Here is a 14,479-nt window from a genome sequence, read left to right as displayed (position 1 = left end):
TGTGGCTGGCCCTTGGGGCCAGCCACATCGCGCGGCATCGGCAGATGCCGCGCGCCCCCGCCCTGCCGTTCCCTAAGCCAGAGGCCGCCATGTTCGACAATCCGCCCCGTCCCCTGCCTTTTGCCGCTGGCGTAGGTTACAAACCCCAGCATTACGCCCAGATCCTGAGCGATGCAGGCCCCGTCCGCTGGCTCGAAATCCATGCCGAGAATTACATGGGGGCCGGTGGCCGCCCGCTCGCACAGTTGCGCCATCTGTCTGAACGCTTTGCCATTTCCGTCCATGGTGTCGGCCTGTCGATTGGGGGCGAGGCCCCGCTTGATGCAAACCATCTGGCCCGGTTGAAACATCTGATGGACTGGCTGAACCCAGCCAGCTTTTCCGAACATCTGGCATGGTCCACCCATGACAGCCATTTCCTGAATGACCTGCTGCCCCTGCCCTATACCGATGCCACGCTGGCCCGTATCTGCGCGCATATCGACCAAGTGCAAACGACGCTTGGCCGCCAGATGCTTCTGGAAAACCCCTCCAGCTATCTGGCCTTTGCCGAAAGCACTTGGAGCGAGCCGGATTTCCTGCGCGAGGTTGCGCGGCGCACGGGCTGCGGATTGCTGCTTGATGTGAACAATGTCTTTGTCTCGGCGACCAATCTGGGGTTCGACCCGCGCAGCTATGTCGATGCGTTCCCGACGGAATGCGTCGGCGAAATTCACCTTGGCGGTCATGACGAAGACCATGACGATCATGGCGCGCCCCTGCTGATTGACAGTCATGGGCGCGAGGTGGCCGATCCGGTTTGGGCCTTGCTGGCCCATGTTCTGGCGCAGACCGGCCCCAAGCCGACCCTGATCGAATGGGACACAGATGTGCCCGAATGGCCGGTGCTTCAGGCCGAAGCCGCCCGCGCGGATGCCGCGTTGCAGGTGCTGGCATGACCGGCCAGTCAGAGTTTCACGCCGCCTTGCTACAGGCGGACCAGCCGGTGCCAAGCGGGCTTACCGATGGGCAGGGCCGCCCCGCCGGTCGGCGGTTCGCCGTCTATCGCAACAATGTCGCCGTCAGCCTGACCGAAGCGCTGGAAACCGGGTTTCCGGCCATCCGCGCCCTACTGGGTGAGGAAAACTTCCGCGCGATTGCAGGGCTTTACCTGCGTGAGTCGCCCCCCACCTCGCCGGTTCTGTCGCTTTATGGCGCGGGATTTCCCGAGTTTCTGGCCAATCACCCGCCGTTGGCCCATTTGGGCTATTTGCCCGATGTCGCGCAGTTGGAACTGGCCTTGCGCCAATCCTACCACGCCGCCGATAGCACGCCGATTGACCCGGCCACGTTTCAGCGACTGACCGAGGATAATTTGTCCAAGGCCCGCCTGCGCCTTGCACCTGCGCTGCGGTTGGTTCGGTCGCCTTGGCCCGTGGTCGATCTGTGGCGCTATGCGACCCGCCCCGGATCGAAGCACCCGTCGGCCACGCCGCAAGATGCGCTGATCCTGCGGCCCGCCTTTGATCCCGAACCGCACGAACTGCCCGCCCATGGCGCATCTTTTCTGGCCGCCTTGGCCAAGGGCCTGCCCGTCGCGCAGGCGATTGAGGCCGCAGGCGACGACCATGACCTTGCCGCCACGCTAACCTTGCTTTTGCAAGGCGGCGGCATCACCGCGATTGATCTGGAGTGATTTGAATGACCCGTTTGTTTGCACTTTACGCCCTGCCAAACCGGGCTGACCCGCTGCTCCCACTGGTGGCGCGGTTTCTGTTTGCCGCTGTCTTGCTGCCGTATTTCTGGGCTTCGGGCCTGACCAAGATCGGCAGCGGGTTGTTCAGCCCCTCGCTTGGCGCCTATGCCCAGATTTTCCCCCGCCAGATGGAGGCGGTGGGCTATGACGCTTCGCAATTGGGCGCGTTTCAAACGTTGGTGGTTCTGGCAGGCACTTGGGCCGAATTCATCCTGCCTGCGCTGATCTTTTTGGGGCTGGTGACCCGTCTGGCGGCGCTTGGGATGATCGGGTTCATCTTTGTCCAAAGCCTGACCGACCTGTTCGGCCACGGCGCGATTGACCATCCCGGCACCTTGGGCGCGTGGTTCGACAAAGCGCCCGATGGGTTGATCCTAGATCAAAGGGCGCTTTGGGTGTTTATCCTGCTGACATTGGTCATCAAGGGCGGTGGTTTGCTGTCGGCAGACAGCATCGTGATCCGCCGCCTGTCGGGCCAATCGGCCTAGAAATGTGCCTTCGGCTCATCCGGTTTTCCGGCGGCAATAGCCAGCACCCCGCCTAGCCCGGCAAAGGCAATCGGGAACATGGTGAACACGTTAAAGCCAAAGGCCGCGTACATCCCCAAAGCCGAGAGCAGCAGCAGCCCGCCGCCCCAAAGCGCGCGGGCTTTCGCCATCGCCCCGCCCGCAATCGCCAGCAGCGGCGACAGAATCGACACCGCCCGCACCAATCCGGGCCGGTCGAACATACCGAATGCCTCTTCGACCTCGGAAAAACTGCGGGCCAGTTCGGTGTAGCCAAAGCCAAAAAACCCGACCAGCATCCCGAAACAGCCCGCGATGACCCCCAGAACCAGCGCCGCGTTACGCATCGGACGCACCCAAGGCCGCTTGGGTTGCCTTGGTCCAGCCAAGGTAGAACGTGCCGTCCTGTTCAATCAGCGGGCGTTTCATAAGTGTGGGATGGTCGGCCAACAGATCCAGCGCCGGGCGGGCCCGGTCTGCCTCCGATAGGCCGCGCCATGTGGTCGACCGAGTGTTCAGAAGATCCGCGCCAAGCGCCGCATAGGCCGCCGCCAGCACATCCTGCGGCACGCCATCATCGCGAACATCGACATAATCATGCTCTGGCAGGGCCTTGCGCGCCTTGCGGCAGGTGTCACAGGTCTTCAATCCGTACAGTTTCATAGCACCTCTCAGGTTTGTCCCCCGGAAATAAGCACAAAACACCCCATTTACGAGCGACTTCCCCTTGTTTTTTGCCCGCAACGTGCAACCCTTCCTTTGCGACCTTCGTCTTATTCGTGTCGGGCAACCCCGCATGCACTCCATGCTGGCCCGTCCAAGGCGACGGTGGCACAGCGTTCTGCCAGCAGAACAAAATGAGTGACTATGAAGGAGACACGGACATGCCGACTGGCACCGTGAAATGGTTTAACACCACCAAAGGCTACGGGTTTATCGCCCCTGATGACGGCGGCAAAGACGTTTTTGTACATATTTCAGCAGTCGAACGATCCGGCCTGACCGGGCTCGCCGACAATCAAAAGGTCGAATTCGAACTGAAAGAAGGCCGTGACGGCAGGGTCATGGCGTCTGATTTGAAACCGATCTGACCCTCAAAGCGACTGAAGTTTCTGGGCTTCGACCTTCGCGAGACGAATCAACTCTCGCATGAAGGGCTTTTCGACATCTTCACTTCGCGTGGCGGCGTAAAGTCGCCGCGTGATCCCTTTTTTCGTCAGTGGCCGGGTAATGTAATCGGACGAATACTTCACCTCTCGGACCACCCAATCGGGAAGCACCGCAACACCCCGGTTTGACGCGACAAGCAGCAAGATCACCGCCGTCAGCTCGACCTGACGGATCGATCCGGGTTCCACCTTGGCCGGAATCAGCAATTGGTTGAAGATATCCAGCCGCGCCCGGTCCACCGGATAGGTGATCAGCGTCTGACCGCGGAAATCCTCGGCCTCGATATAGGGTTTCGCCGCCAACGGATGGGATGAGGCCGCGACAAAAACCGGTTTATAGTCAAAGAGTTCGGTAAAGGTGACGCCTGGAATTTCCTCAGGATCTGAAGAAACGACCAAATCCACCTCTTCCTTTTGCAAGGCGGGCAGCGCGTCAAAGGCCAGACCGGGGCGAATGTCGACATCCACGTCCGGCCATGACTTGCGGAAGCCTTCCAGCACCGGGAACAGCCATTCGAAACAGGCGTGGCATTCAATGGCAATATGCATCCGGCCCGATGACCCGGCGCGCAGCCCGTCAAATTCGGCCTGAAGCGCCTCAACCTGCGGCAAAACCTGTTCAGCCAGCCGCAACAGGCGCATGCCAGCCGCCGACAGTTTCATCGGCTTGGATCGGCGCACGAAAAGCTCGACCCCGGCCTGATCCTCTAAGCCTTTGATCTGGTGTGATAATGCCGACTGCGTGATATTCAGCTGATCTGCCGCACGCGCAAGGCCGCCCAGTTCATGGATGGCTTTGATGGTCCGAAGATGACGAAATTCGATGTGCATCCTATCATCAGCCTCATGTTAGTGATGAAATTTATGAGTTTGTCTCACAATTCGATTCATGCGACAAGGGGACAACACAAAAGATGAGTACCTCCGATGACCACGCCTGAAATCAGCTTCGAATTTTTCCCGCCCAAGAATATCGAGGGCACCTTCCGTCTTTGGGACACGGTTCAGGTTCTGGCACCGATGGCACCGCGCTTTGTTTCCGTCACCTACGGCGCGGGTGGCACCACGCGCGAGTTGACGCGCGACGTTGTGGCGACCCTGCACAAGCATTCGGGCCTGCGCACCGCTGCGCACCTGACCTGCGTGAACGCGACACGCGAAGAAACGCTGGCCATTGCCCGTGATTTCGCCGCCGCTGGCGTGACCGACATCGTGGCGCTGCGTGGCGATCCGCCCAAAGGCCAAGACCGTTTCACCCCCACCCCGGACGGGTTCCAAAACTCGTGCGAATTGATCGAGGCGCTGAAAGCCACGGGCGATTTCACCATCCGCGTGGGCGCTTACCCCGACAAGCACCCCGAAGCGACCACTGAAACCGCCGACGTGGAATACCTCAAGCGCAAGTTCGACGCTGGCGCGGACGAAGCCCTGACGCAGTTCTTCTTTGAGGCCGAAACCTTCTTCCGGTTCCGCGATGCCTGCGAAAAGGCCGGGATTGATAAGCCTATCGTTCCGGGCATCCTGCCGATTGAAAACTGGAAAGGCGCACGCCGCTTTGCCGAATCCTGCGGCACCAAGATCCCCGCTTGGGTGATCGACGCCTTCGAAAAGGCCGAGCGCGATGGCCGCACCGATCTGCTGGCAACGGCGATCTGTTCGGAACTGTGCAGCGATCTGATGGATGGTGGCGTGGACAAGCTGCACTTCTACACGCTGAACCGCCCCGAACTGACGCGCGATGTGTGCCATGCCATCGGCGTGACCCCGTCGGTCAAACTGGAAAACGTCGCCTAAGCGCGTCAAATCCTGCGAAACATTCGGCCCCTGCCCCACCAAGGCGGGGGCTTTTTCTTGGGCAGCAAGGACTTGCGAAAAAATCCTGATTTCGCCGCACTTTCCTCTTGCAGCCATCGCCGGGAAACTCTAAATCGCTCCCACACCAACGGAGTGCGGGCGTAGCTCAGGGGTAGAGCATAACCTTGCCAAGGTTAGGGTCGGGCGTTCGAATCGCCTCGCCCGCTCCAGTTGGAAACGTTTTGATGCGGGCGTAGCTCAGGGGTAGAGCATAACCTTGCCAAGGTTAGGGTCGGGCGTTCGAATCGCCTCGCCCGCTCCAAAACGTCTCAGGAACCAGCCCTGAAGGTTCCTCGACTAGCCGCCTTCGGGCGGCTTTCGTCGTTTAGGGGCCCTGCCCCGCCATGGCCTGTGAAGGCCCCGAAAGGATGGACACATGGACTATTCGAAATCCGGTGGCGTGAAACAGCGCCGCAACACTCCGCGCCACAGCGAACACAATCAGCGCGGTTCCGAAAAAACGCCCTACGGCGCCAAGAACCCCAAGGCCGAGCTGCTGGCCCGGATGAAGGCCGCCGCCAAGGACAAGGCTGACAAGAAGTAAGCCTTGCCTCAGGCCCCAAAGAAAAACGCACCGGCGGCTTCCCGTCCGGTGCGTTTTCTTTTGGTTTGCTGCCTGCCTCAGCGCACTTTCAGCGTGGCCAGACCAACGATCGCCAGGATCAGAGAGATGATCCAGAAGCGGATCACGATGGTCGGCTCGGCCCAGCCCTTTTTCTCATAGTGGTGGTGGATCGGGGCCATCAGGAACACGCGTTTGCCCGTGCGCTTAAAGTAGAGCACCTGAATGATCACCGACAGTGCCTCAACCACAAACAGGCCGCCGACGATGCCCAGAACGATCTCGTGCTTGGTGGCCACGGCAATCGCGCCCAAAGCCCCGCCAAGCGCCAGCGATCCGGTGTCGCCCATGAACACGGCGGCAGGCGGTGCGTTGTACCACAAAAAGCCAAGCCCCCCGCCAGCGATCCCGGCGGTAAAGATCAGGATTTCGCCCGTGCCGGGCACGTAATGCACGTCCAGATATTCGGTAAAGTCGACGCGGCCCACGGCATAGGCGATGATGCCCAGCGTGCTGGCGGCGATCATCACCGGCATGATGGCCAGCCCGTCCAAACCGTCCGTCAGGTTCACCGCATTGGCCGACCCGACGATCACGAACATCGCAAAGGGAATGAACAGAATGCCCAGATCGATCAGGGTGTTCTTCAGAACCGGCAGGGCAAGCTGCCCTTGCAATTCAACCGGGTGATATGCGCTGGCCCAGAAAGCCGCGATGCCCGCAATCAAAAAACCCAACAAAAGCCGTACCTTGCCGGGAACGCCCTTGGTGTTTTGCTTGGACACTTTGGCATAGTCATCGGCAAAGCCAATGGCCGCAAATGACATGGTGACGAACAGCACGATCCAGACATAGGCGTTGTCCAGCCGCGCCCAAAGCAAGGTCGAGGTCAGCAACGCGCCCACGATCAGCAACCCGCCCATGGTCGGCGTGCCTGCCTTGACGAAATGCCCTTCGGGGCCATCGCTGCGGATCGGTTGGCCCTTGCCCTGTTTTCGGCGCAGAACGTTGATCAGCGGCAGACCAAACACAAAGCCGAACACCAAAGCCGTCAGAAACGCGCCACCGGCGCGAAAGGTGATATAGCGGAACAAATTGAAAAAATCGCCGCCATCGGACAGCTCGGTCAGCCAGTAAAGCATAGTCAGTTCCCGTCTTGATCGGATGGTGCGGGGCCTTCGCCCATTTTGCGAATGGCGTCAACCACACGCGCAAGACCCATGGACAATGAGCCTTTGGCAAGCACGATATCGCCGACGCGCAGGTCAGCGGCGACGCCTTTGGCCATTTCATCTGCGGTATCGCAGCACCGGCCGCGCTTGGCTTCGGGCAAAGCGGCATGCAGGTGGCGCATCAGCGGCCCGACGCAATGGACAACATCGATGCCCTCCATCGCGGGCAAATGCGCGATACCTGCATGCAGGGCCACCTCGGTCACGCCCAGTTCCTTCATATCGCCCAAATAGGCCACCTTGCGGCCCGTGCCTTGAGCGGCGGCCAGAACCTCTAGCGATGCGCCAAGCGATGCCGGGTTGGCGTTGTATGCATCGTCAATCAGCTCTAGCTGGCCGCCGTCAATCGCAATGGCCTGTCGCGCGCCGCGCCCTTCCACCGGCGACCAATTGGCCAGATCGGCAATCGCCTGCGCCCGGTCCAGACCAAAGGCCTGCGCCGCAGCCAGAACTGCCAGCGCGTTGACCGCGAAATGGCGACCCGGCGCGGAGAGCGTATAGGTCAGGGGCGTGCGCCACGCGCGGGCCTCGACCTGCGTCGTCTCATCGCCGATGGTAATTTTGGTGGCGCGGGTGTGCGTGCCGCGGCTTTCGCCAAACGGCACCAGCTTGGCCCCTTTGGCCTTCGCCGCCGTCCGCAGCACGGGCGAGACTGGCAGATCGCCGTTATAGATTGCCACGCCGCCCTTTTTCAGCCCGTCAAAGATCGCCGCTTTTTCACGGGCGATGCCCTCAAGACTTTCGAAGGCCGCCAGATGCGCGGGCGCGACGATGGTCACAACCGCCACGTCTGGCTGCGCCATCTGCGCGAGGGGCGAGATTTCGCCGGGGTGATTCATGCCAATCTCGATCACCGCGAATTCGGTATCTTCGGGCATCCGCGCCAGCGTCAGCGGCACGCCCCAATGGTTGTTATAGCTGGCGACGGACGCATGAACCTTGCCCTGCCCGCCCAGAACCGTGCGCAGCATTTCCTTGGTCGAGGTTTTGCCGACCGATCCGGTGACCGCCACAACCTGCCCAGTCATCCGGGCGCGGGCGGCGCGGCCCAGATCCTCTAGCGCGGTGAGGACGTCCTGCACCATCAGAAGCGGCGCATCGCCCTTCACGCCGGTTGGGAACCGGCTGACCAAGGCGGCGGCGGCCCCTTTTTCAAAGGCTTGGGCCACAAAGTCATGCCCGTCCCGCGCCGCTTGCAGGGCAACGAACAGATCGCCCGGCTGAATGGTGCGCGTGTCGATGGAAATGCCGGTTACTTCGAAATGGCCGGTGATCTTGCCACCGGTGGCGCGTACTGCCTCTTTTGAGGTCCAAAGCGTCATTGCACAGTCCCGTCCAGAACGGCCACCGCAAGGCTGGCCTGTTCAGCGTCGTCAAATGGGAAGACGTCATCACCGATGATCTGCCCGGTTTCATGGCCTTTGCCGCAGATCAGCAGCGCATCGCCCGCGCCCAGCCGATCAACGCCGCGCAGGATCGCTTCGGCCCGGTCGCCAACTTCCAATGCGCCGGGTGCCCCGTCCAGCACCGCCGCCCGGATCGAGGCCGGGTCTTCGCTGCGTGGGTTGTCATCGGTCACGATCACGATATCAGCAGATTGATGCGCCGCCTGCCCCATCAAGGGCCGTTTACCTGCGTCCCGGTCGCCGCCTGCGCCGACGATGGCAATCAGGCGGCCCATCACATGCGGGCGCAGCGCGTTGATCGCGGTCTGAACGGCGTCGGGCGTGTGTGCGTAATCGACAAAGACCGCCGCGCCGTTCTGGCGCGTGGCGACCAGTTGCATCCGGCCCCGGACGGTGCCCAGATCGCCGAAAGTGTCAAACACGTCCTCGGCATCCGCGCCGCAAGCGATGGCCAGACCCGCCGCCAATAGCACGTTTTCCGCCTGAAACCCGCCGATCAGCGGCAACCGCGCCTGATAGGCATCCCCCGCCCATTCAAAGCGGATGTCCTGCCCCGTGGCATCAAACCGTTGCCCGATCAGCGCCAAATCGGCCCCTTCTTCGCGGCCCACGGTGATCAGCTTTTGGCCCCGCGCCGTTGCAATCGCCGCCATATCGACGCCGCGCGCGTCATGGATATTAACCACCGCCGTGCCGGTTTCGGGCAGCACGCGGGCAAACAGCCCTGCCTTGGCGGCAAAGTAGTCGTCAAAGGTGGCGTGGTAATCCAGATGGTCTTGCGTGAAGTTGGTAAACGCCGCCGCCGTCAGTTCGACCCCGTCCAGACGGCGCTGTTCCAGCCCATGCGACGATGCCTCCATCGCGGCATGGGTGATCCCGGCTTCAGCCGCCTGCGCCAGCACGCGGTGCAGCGTCACCGGCTCGGGCGTTGTATGGTTCAGCGGTGCGGTCCAATCGCCCTCAACCCCGGTGGTGCCAAGGTTGATCGCGGGCAGATCCAGCGCTTGCCAGATCTGACGCAGAAAGGTCGCCACGGATGTCTTGCCATTGGTGCCGGTCACCGCCGCCACGGTGGCGGGCTGGCCGCCGAACCACAAAGCGCAGGTATAGGCCAAGGTCTGGCGCGGATCTTCGGCAATGACCAAAGCGGCACCCGAGGCGGCAATCGCCTCAGCGGCCAGCGCCGCACCTTCGGTATCGGTCAGGATGGCGACCGCGCCAAGCTCTAACGCTTTGGGAATAAAGGTCGCGCCATGGACGCGCGTGCCGGGCATTGCGGCAAACAATGTGCCCGGTTTGACAAGGCGGCTGTCCACAGCCACCCCCGAGATCCGAGCGTCTTTTCCGCCCCGTGCGGTCAGCCCAAGTTCGGCCAGCGATTTTGTCCGCTCTGACACGGTTGCCCCCTGTATTGAAACCCGCTTGGGGGGCGACGCCCCCTATTGCGATGCCAGCGTTATACCAGCCAATTGGACGGGTTCAATGTCAGGCCGCAGCCCAAGCAACGGGGCGACGCGGCTAATGATCTCGGCGGCGACAGGCACGGCTGTCCAGCCCGCGGTACGGCGCGCTTCGCCGCCGGTGTTTTCTTCAGGCTCGTCCAGGGTCACGACCAGAACATATTTGGGATCATGGGCGGGGAACATGCTGGCGAAGGTGGCAATGACCTTGTCTTCATAGTAGCCGCCGCCGTTTTCCTTGGGCTTGTCGGCGGTGCCGGTCTTGCCGCCCACAGCGTAGCCTGGAACCTCGGCCAAACTGGCAGTGCCTTCTTCATGCGACACTACAAGGCGCAGCATGGCGCGGGCGCGGGCCGCCGTTTCCGCCGACATCACGCGCGGGCCTTTTTGCGGCGATCCCTGTTTCAGCAACGTCGGCTTGATAAAGGTGCCGCCATTGGCGATGGCCGCATATCCCGCTGCCAGATGCATCGGCGTCGTGGAAATGCCGTGGCCATAGGAAATGGTCATCGCGCTAAGTTCAGACCAGTTCTGCGGCAACAATGGCTTGCCGGTGCGGGCCTCGACCATTTCAATCGACGTGGGATCAAACATGCCGATGGATTTCAGGAATTCCTGCTGGCGGGTCGCGCCGACCATCTTGGCCAGACGCGCCGTGCCAATGTTCGAGGATTTAACAAGAACCTTGGTCGTCGACAGCTCCTTACCATAGTAGTGGAAGTCGCGAATGCGGTGCTTGCCCCATTTCAGCGGGCCGCGAATGTCGATCATGGTGTTGGCATTGACCAAGCCCAGATCCATCGCTTGCGCCACGGCGAAAATCTTGAACGTGGACCCCAGCTCATAGACGCCCTGTACCGCGCGGTTGAACAGCGGGCTGTCCGACGGGCTGCCGCTGACAGGCGGGCGCGGACGATCGTTGGGATCGAAATCCGGCAAAGACGCCATAGCGACAATTTCGCCCGTGTAGGGATCCATCAAAACCGCCGCCGCGCCCTTGGCGTTCAGCAGGTTCATACCGCCATACAGCACCCGTTCCATCGCCGACTGGATCGTCAGATCAATAGACAACTGCAACGGCGCACCTTCGCGGGTGGGGTCGCGCAATTGGTCGTCAAAGAACTTCTCAACCCCGGCCACACCGACGACTTCGGCCGAATGCACGCCTTCACGGCCAAAGCCCGAGCCGCCAAGGATGTGGCTGGCCAGTTTGCCGTTGGGATACAGCCGCATTTCGCGCGGGCCAAACAGCAAGCCCGGCTCGCCGATATCATGCACGGCCTGTTTCTGTTCGGGGCTGATTTTCTTCTTCACCCATACGAACTTACGCGCACCGGTGAAGTCTTTGGTCAAACGCGCCTCATCCAGATCAGGAAAGATCCCGGCCAGCGCCTTGGCGGCGCGTTCGGGTTCAATCATCTGCTTGGGATGGGCATAAAGCGAATGGGTTTCCATGTTGGTCGCAAGGATACGGCCCTTGCGATCTACGATATCGGCACGCTGCGCCGCGATAGAAGCCCCCTTGGCCTGCGCGCGTGGCTCCATCGGTTCGCTGCCGGCCAGATGGCCCATGCGAACGCCAATCACAGCGAAGGCGCAAAAGAACATCACGCCCATGACCAACAAACGCCCTTCGGCCCGCTGGCGGGCCTTGTCGCGCATCTGTTCGTGGCGAATTCGCAAGTTTTCACGCTCAATCGCGTCGGGGTTTTCACCGACCTGCCGGGCATGAAGGATACGCGCAAGAGGCCGAAGCGGAATGCGGTTCATGGCTCTTGCCCTCCGTTGCTGCTCAGCTCAACAGTGCCTTCGAATTCAAGCTCTTCGGTGACTTGGGTCATCTGCGGATAGGCGATCTGGTCGATCCGCCCGAACTGGTCGCTGCTGAAGGGCATCAGTTGCAGACGGTCATAGTTCAGATTGGCCAATTCGCGCAGCCGGTCGGGGCGGTTCAGATAGGCCCATTCGGCCCGCAAAACGCCTAGCCGTTCCCGCGCCGCGCCAATGTCTGATTGCAGCCGCCCCACTTCGGACAGGGCCGCCTGCGTTTCATAGTTTTCGCGGTAGGCCCAGAAGCCAAAGCCAATCATCGACAGGAAAGTCAGCCCATAGATCAGAAAACGCATCAGCGATGTCCTTTCAACTGCGGCATGGCAATGGTCTTGGCGTCAATCTCGCCCGAGGGGGCATCGGTGCGACGCGCCACCCGCAACTTGGCCGAGCGCGACCGGGGGTTCTGCGCCAGTTCGTCGTCATCGGGGCCAATGGCCTTACGAGAGATGAGGTCAAACTGCGGGGCCTCGGTGTCCATCTCCGGGGCATAACGGTTGGCGCGGCCTGTCTGGCCTGCGCGGCTTTGCAGGAAGCGTTTGACCATGCGATCCTCAACCGAATGAAAGGTCACAACGGCCAGCATCCCGCCGGGTTTGAGCACGCGTTCGGCGGCCATAAGCCCTTCCATCAACGCGATATATTCGTCGTTCACGGCGATGCGCAGCGCCTGAAAGCTGCGGGTTGCCGGATGCGACTGGCCGGGCTTGGCGCGCGGCAGACAACCCTCGATCAGCTGCGCTAGATCCAACGTGCGGGTGATTGGTGCCTCGGCGCGGGCCCTGACGATGGCCTTGGCAATCCGGCGCGAGGCGCGTTCTTCGCCAAAGATGAACAGGATTTCGGCCAGCGCGACCTCATCCAATTCATTCACCAGATCCGCCGCGCTTGGGCCGTCCTGGCTCATGCGCATATCGAGCGGGCCGTCTTTCATGAAGGAAAAGCCGCGTTCGGCCAGATCAAGCTGCATCGAAGACACGCCCAGATCCAGCACAACGCCGTCTACCGCCTCGGCCACGGTGTCCATCTTGGCGAAATTGGTCAGCTCCAGCCGGATGCGACCATTGTAGTCCGGCAGCCATTCGGCGGCCATTTGATGGGCCAGCGGATCACGGTCAATTCCGATCACCTCATCGGCGCCCGCCTCGATCAGGCCACGCGCATAGCCGCCAGCACCGAAGGTGCCGTCGATCCAGGTGCCCGAAACAGGTGCAACATTGGCCAGCAAAGGGCGCAGAAGAACCGGAATGTGAGGTGCGTCAGAAGAAGGGGAAGATGTGGCAGCCATCTGTTTCGCGTCCCCTTAAGGCAACAAGGACAGCGGATCGAAGTCTTCGCCGTATTCTTCGAGGATGTCGTCAAAGACCTCCTGCTCTTGCTCGGCGTAGCGATCGGCGTTCCAGATCTCAAAATATTCGCCCATGGCAACCATGGTGGCCTCGCCCTCAAGGCCGATGGCCTCGCGGCGTTCTTTGGGCAGAACGATGCGACCATCGCGGTCGATCTCGGCTTCCCATGTGCGGCTGAGAATCGTGCGGCTTGCGACTTCGCGCTGCTTGGATCCGCGCGGCAGCTGGCGGATACCCTCTTCGATCTCGCGCATGGCCTCAATCGTATAGGCATGCAGACAGCCCTTTTTCAGCACATGCGGGCCGAACAGGACAACGATACGGGGGTTGGCGTTTTCATCCGGGCACTTGGGATCGCCGTCTTTGAGCACAGAACGGAACTCGGAAGGCACGGACATCCGCCCCTTCGCATCAACCTTTTGGCTGAATGTTCCTTTAAAGCTCAGACCCACTGTCCCATCGGCCTCTTACCCCCCTTGTTTTGAATGAAAAACGGCGGGTTGATCTGCTGCCACTGATCAACCCGCCGCTCTTTCCCGCTTTGCGGGGTGTTCCGACTGCGCGCGCCACCTGGGGGGATGTCTGCTCGCCCGCGCGCCGGATACTTCTTTGGATGAAAAGCGGTGCCTGTATGAAACCTGCGTGTTTTTGCTTTTGTATTCGGTGTCGGGCTCTGCGTTGCCCTTATTTCCGTTTTTCATCTGATGAACATGGAATAGCATGGGAATTCATGGTCGCCAAGGACAAATTCGCGGGAAAAACCGGCCAGTCCGGCATTTGAGCCATCTCAGGCCGCGACATCTGCGGCGTAAATTTGTCCATTTGGAGAACTTGTAGAGGAAGCTTCTCAGCCAAACACTAGATCTAGGCTATCGAAAGATCTGAAAAGTCGGTGGCAGAATTTCCCAAAAAAGTTATCCACAGGTCATTTCAGGCTGCATTTACGCCTATTTTTGACGCTCACCAAGGGGAAAAGTGATTCGAATTCGCGGAATCCGCAGAAATCCGCGCGAAATCCCATGCCATGCCCAGACCGGGTGGGGGAATTTCCCATGGTCGGTGCCATGAAATCCCGGACCGGTGTCGGCCAATCCCAAAAAACCGGCCTGACGCTGCTAAATCCGCGCCGCACGCCGCCCCTGCGACCGGATGTGTCGCTTTGCACCCTTGATTAGTGCCGCGCCGCGCTCTACTCAGGCCGCAGCTTCGGTCCGGGCGTTTGTCCGGTGAATAGGGAACGAGGTGCAAACCCTCGACTGCCCCCGCAACTGTAAGCGGCGAGCGTGATCGGCACATGCCACTGGGATATCCCGGGAAGGCCCGAAACACGCGACGACCCGCAAGTCAGGAGACCTGCCGAAGCAGATCACCCTTCC

At 61.1% G+C, this 14,479-nt stretch carries 16 protein-coding genes, 2 tRNA genes and 1 riboswitch; of the genes, 8 read left to right on the top strand and 10 right to left on the bottom strand.

Annotated features, from left to right (window positions below):
* Positions 1-89 precede the first annotated feature (89 nt).
* From bufB to PRI8871_RS04905, 3 genes are read left to right on the top strand one after another with little or no spacing between them, the layout of a single operon-like run.
* Complete coding sequence (gene bufB / locus PRI8871_RS04915; protein WP_108885037.1) at positions 90-938, top strand: MNIO family bufferin maturase; 849 nt, start codon at positions 90-92, stop codon at positions 936-938.
* Positions 935-1,675: an HvfC/BufC N-terminal domain-containing protein gene (locus tag PRI8871_RS04910; RefSeq protein WP_108885036.1), complete on the top strand. Its 741-nt coding sequence runs from the start codon at positions 935-937 to the stop codon at positions 1,673-1,675. Before bufB ends, PRI8871_RS04910 begins: the two co-directional genes overlap by 4 nt.
* Positions 1,676-1,680: 5 nt before the next feature.
* On the top strand, positions 1,681-2,223 hold the full coding sequence (locus tag PRI8871_RS04905; protein ID WP_108885035.1) for a DoxX family protein: 543 nt from the start codon (positions 1,681-1,683) through the stop codon (positions 2,221-2,223).
* Here PRI8871_RS04905 and PRI8871_RS04900 read toward each other — a convergent pair.
* Positions 2,220-2,588 (bottom strand): hypothetical protein, encoded by a 369-nt coding sequence (locus tag PRI8871_RS04900; protein WP_108885034.1) that lies wholly within the window; start codon positions 2,586-2,588, stop codon positions 2,220-2,222. The two genes, PRI8871_RS04905 and PRI8871_RS04900, sit on opposite strands and share 4 nt — an antisense overlap.
* A complete protein-coding gene (locus PRI8871_RS04895; RefSeq protein WP_108885033.1) occupies positions 2,581-2,904 on the bottom strand; it encodes an ArsC/Spx/MgsR family protein in 324 nt (107 codons plus the stop codon). Before PRI8871_RS04895 ends, PRI8871_RS04900 begins: the two co-directional genes overlap by 8 nt.
* A gap of 221 nt (positions 2,905-3,125) precedes the next feature.
* Between PRI8871_RS04895 and PRI8871_RS04890 the strand changes: the two genes are divergently transcribed.
* Positions 3,126-3,332: a cold-shock protein gene (locus PRI8871_RS04890; protein ID WP_108885032.1), complete on the top strand. Its 207-nt coding sequence runs from the start codon at positions 3,126-3,128 to the stop codon at positions 3,330-3,332.
* 3 nt (positions 3,333-3,335) lie between these two features.
* Here the strand turns inward: PRI8871_RS04890 and PRI8871_RS04885 are convergent, their stop codons facing one another.
* A complete protein-coding gene (locus tag PRI8871_RS04885; protein ID WP_108885031.1) occupies positions 3,336-4,241 on the bottom strand; it encodes a LysR family transcriptional regulator in 906 nt (301 codons plus the stop codon).
* A 96-nt stretch (positions 4,242-4,337) separates the two neighbouring features.
* Between PRI8871_RS04885 and metF the strand changes: the two genes are divergently transcribed.
* From metF to PRI8871_RS19525, 4 genes are all read left to right on the top strand, one after another.
* Positions 4,338-5,204, top strand: coding sequence for a methylenetetrahydrofolate reductase [NAD(P)H] (metF, locus tag PRI8871_RS04880; protein WP_108885030.1), 867 nt, complete (start codon positions 4,338-4,340; stop codon positions 5,202-5,204).
* A gap of 155 nt (positions 5,205-5,359) precedes the next feature.
* A tRNA-Gly gene (locus tag PRI8871_RS04875) sits at positions 5,360-5,434 on the top strand.
* A 17-nt stretch (positions 5,435-5,451) separates the two neighbouring features.
* A tRNA-Gly gene (locus PRI8871_RS04870) sits at positions 5,452-5,526 on the top strand.
* A gap of 114 nt (positions 5,527-5,640) precedes the next feature.
* The gene (locus PRI8871_RS19525) at positions 5,641-5,808 is read left to right on the top strand and encodes a hypothetical protein (RefSeq protein ID WP_181389377.1); all 168 of its coding nucleotides are present in this window, start codon (positions 5,641-5,643) and stop codon (positions 5,806-5,808) included.
* A 77-nt stretch (positions 5,809-5,885) separates the two neighbouring features.
* Here the strand turns inward: PRI8871_RS19525 and mraY are convergent, their stop codons facing one another.
* The 7 genes from mraY to PRI8871_RS04835 are packed head-to-tail and all read right to left on the bottom strand — an operon-like array spanning position 5,886 to position 13,501.
* A complete protein-coding gene (gene mraY / locus PRI8871_RS04865; protein ID WP_108885029.1) occupies positions 5,886-6,968 on the bottom strand; it encodes a phospho-N-acetylmuramoyl-pentapeptide-transferase in 1,083 nt (360 codons plus the stop codon).
* Positions 6,969-6,970: 2 nt separating this feature from the next.
* On the bottom strand, positions 6,971-8,380 hold the full coding sequence (locus tag PRI8871_RS04860; RefSeq protein ID WP_108885028.1) for a UDP-N-acetylmuramoyl-tripeptide--D-alanyl-D-alanine ligase: 1,410 nt from the start codon (positions 8,378-8,380) through the stop codon (positions 6,971-6,973).
* Positions 8,377-9,861, bottom strand: coding sequence for a UDP-N-acetylmuramoyl-L-alanyl-D-glutamate--2,6-diaminopimelate ligase (locus tag PRI8871_RS04855; protein ID WP_108885027.1), 1,485 nt, complete (start codon positions 9,859-9,861; stop codon positions 8,377-8,379). The genes PRI8871_RS04860 and PRI8871_RS04855 overlap by 4 nt, the downstream gene beginning before the upstream one ends.
* A 42-nt stretch (positions 9,862-9,903) precedes the next feature.
* The gene (locus PRI8871_RS04850) at positions 9,904-11,694 is read right to left on the bottom strand and encodes a peptidoglycan D,D-transpeptidase FtsI family protein (RefSeq protein WP_108885026.1); all 1,791 of its coding nucleotides are present in this window, start codon (positions 11,692-11,694) and stop codon (positions 9,904-9,906) included.
* Positions 11,691-12,050 carry a cell division protein FtsL gene (ftsL, locus tag PRI8871_RS04845; protein WP_108885025.1) on the bottom strand — a complete coding sequence of 120 codons (360 nt, stop codon included), beginning with the start codon at positions 12,048-12,050 and terminating at the stop codon, positions 11,691-11,693. Before ftsL ends, PRI8871_RS04850 begins: the two co-directional genes overlap by 4 nt.
* Positions 12,050-13,042 (bottom strand): 16S rRNA (cytosine(1402)-N(4))-methyltransferase RsmH, encoded by a 993-nt coding sequence (gene rsmH, locus PRI8871_RS04840; RefSeq protein ID WP_108885024.1) that lies wholly within the window; start codon positions 13,040-13,042, stop codon positions 12,050-12,052. Before rsmH ends, ftsL begins: the two co-directional genes overlap by 1 nt.
* A gap of 15 nt (positions 13,043-13,057) precedes the next feature.
* Positions 13,058-13,501 carry a division/cell wall cluster transcriptional repressor MraZ gene (locus tag PRI8871_RS04835; RefSeq protein ID WP_181389376.1) on the bottom strand — a complete coding sequence of 148 codons (444 nt, stop codon included), beginning with the start codon at positions 13,499-13,501 and terminating at the stop codon, positions 13,058-13,060.
* A gap of 792 nt (positions 13,502-14,293) precedes the next feature.
* A riboswitch (cobalamin riboswitch) is annotated at positions 14,294-14,478 on the top strand.
* The last annotated feature ends 1 nt before the right edge of the window (position 14,479 follow it).

Source organism: Pseudoprimorskyibacter insulae, assembly GCF_900302505.1.
Taxonomy (GTDB): Bacteria; Pseudomonadota; Alphaproteobacteria; order Rhodobacterales; family Rhodobacteraceae; genus Pseudoprimorskyibacter; species Pseudoprimorskyibacter insulae.
The sequence above is the reverse complement of the archived record's forward strand: the minus strand, read 5'-3'. Positions and strand labels throughout refer to the sequence as shown.

Coding starts and splice junctions, on each gene's coding strand:
- bufB (WP_108885037.1), top strand. CDS start 90: ATGTTCGACAATCCGCCCCGTCCCCTGCCTTTTGCCGCTGGCGTAGGT.
- PRI8871_RS04910 (WP_108885036.1), top strand. CDS start 935: ATGACCGGCCAGTCAGAGTTTCACGCCGCCTTGCTACAGGCGGACCAG.
- PRI8871_RS04905 (WP_108885035.1), top strand. CDS start 1,681: ATGACCCGTTTGTTTGCACTTTACGCCCTGCCAAACCGGGCTGACCCG.
- PRI8871_RS04900 (WP_108885034.1), bottom strand. CDS start 2,588: ATGCGTAACGCGGCGCTGGTTCTGGGGGTCATCGCGGGCTGTTTCGGG.
- PRI8871_RS04895 (WP_108885033.1), bottom strand. CDS start 2,904: ATGAAACTGTACGGATTGAAGACCTGTGACACCTGCCGCAAGGCGCGC.
- PRI8871_RS04890 (WP_108885032.1), top strand. CDS start 3,126: ATGCCGACTGGCACCGTGAAATGGTTTAACACCACCAAAGGCTACGGG.
- PRI8871_RS04885 (WP_108885031.1), bottom strand. CDS start 4,241: ATGCACATCGAATTTCGTCATCTTCGGACCATCAAAGCCATCCATGAA.
- metF (WP_108885030.1), top strand. CDS start 4,338: ATGACCACGCCTGAAATCAGCTTCGAATTTTTCCCGCCCAAGAATATC.
- PRI8871_RS19525 (WP_181389377.1), top strand. CDS start 5,641: ATGGACTATTCGAAATCCGGTGGCGTGAAACAGCGCCGCAACACTCCG.
- mraY (WP_108885029.1), bottom strand. CDS start 6,968: ATGCTTTACTGGCTGACCGAGCTGTCCGATGGCGGCGATTTTTTCAAT.
- PRI8871_RS04860 (WP_108885028.1), bottom strand. CDS start 8,380: ATGACGCTTTGGACCTCAAAAGAGGCAGTACGCGCCACCGGTGGCAAG.
- PRI8871_RS04850 (WP_108885026.1), bottom strand. CDS start 11,694: ATGAACCGCATTCCGCTTCGGCCTCTTGCGCGTATCCTTCATGCCCGG.
- ftsL (WP_108885025.1), bottom strand. CDS start 12,050: ATGCGTTTTCTGATCTATGGGCTGACTTTCCTGTCGATGATTGGCTTT.
- rsmH (WP_108885024.1), bottom strand. CDS start 13,042: ATGGCTGCCACATCTTCCCCTTCTTCTGACGCACCTCACATTCCGGTT.
- PRI8871_RS04835 (WP_181389376.1), bottom strand. CDS start 13,501: ATGTCCGTGCCTTCCGAGTTCCGTTCTGTGCTCAAAGACGGCGATCCC.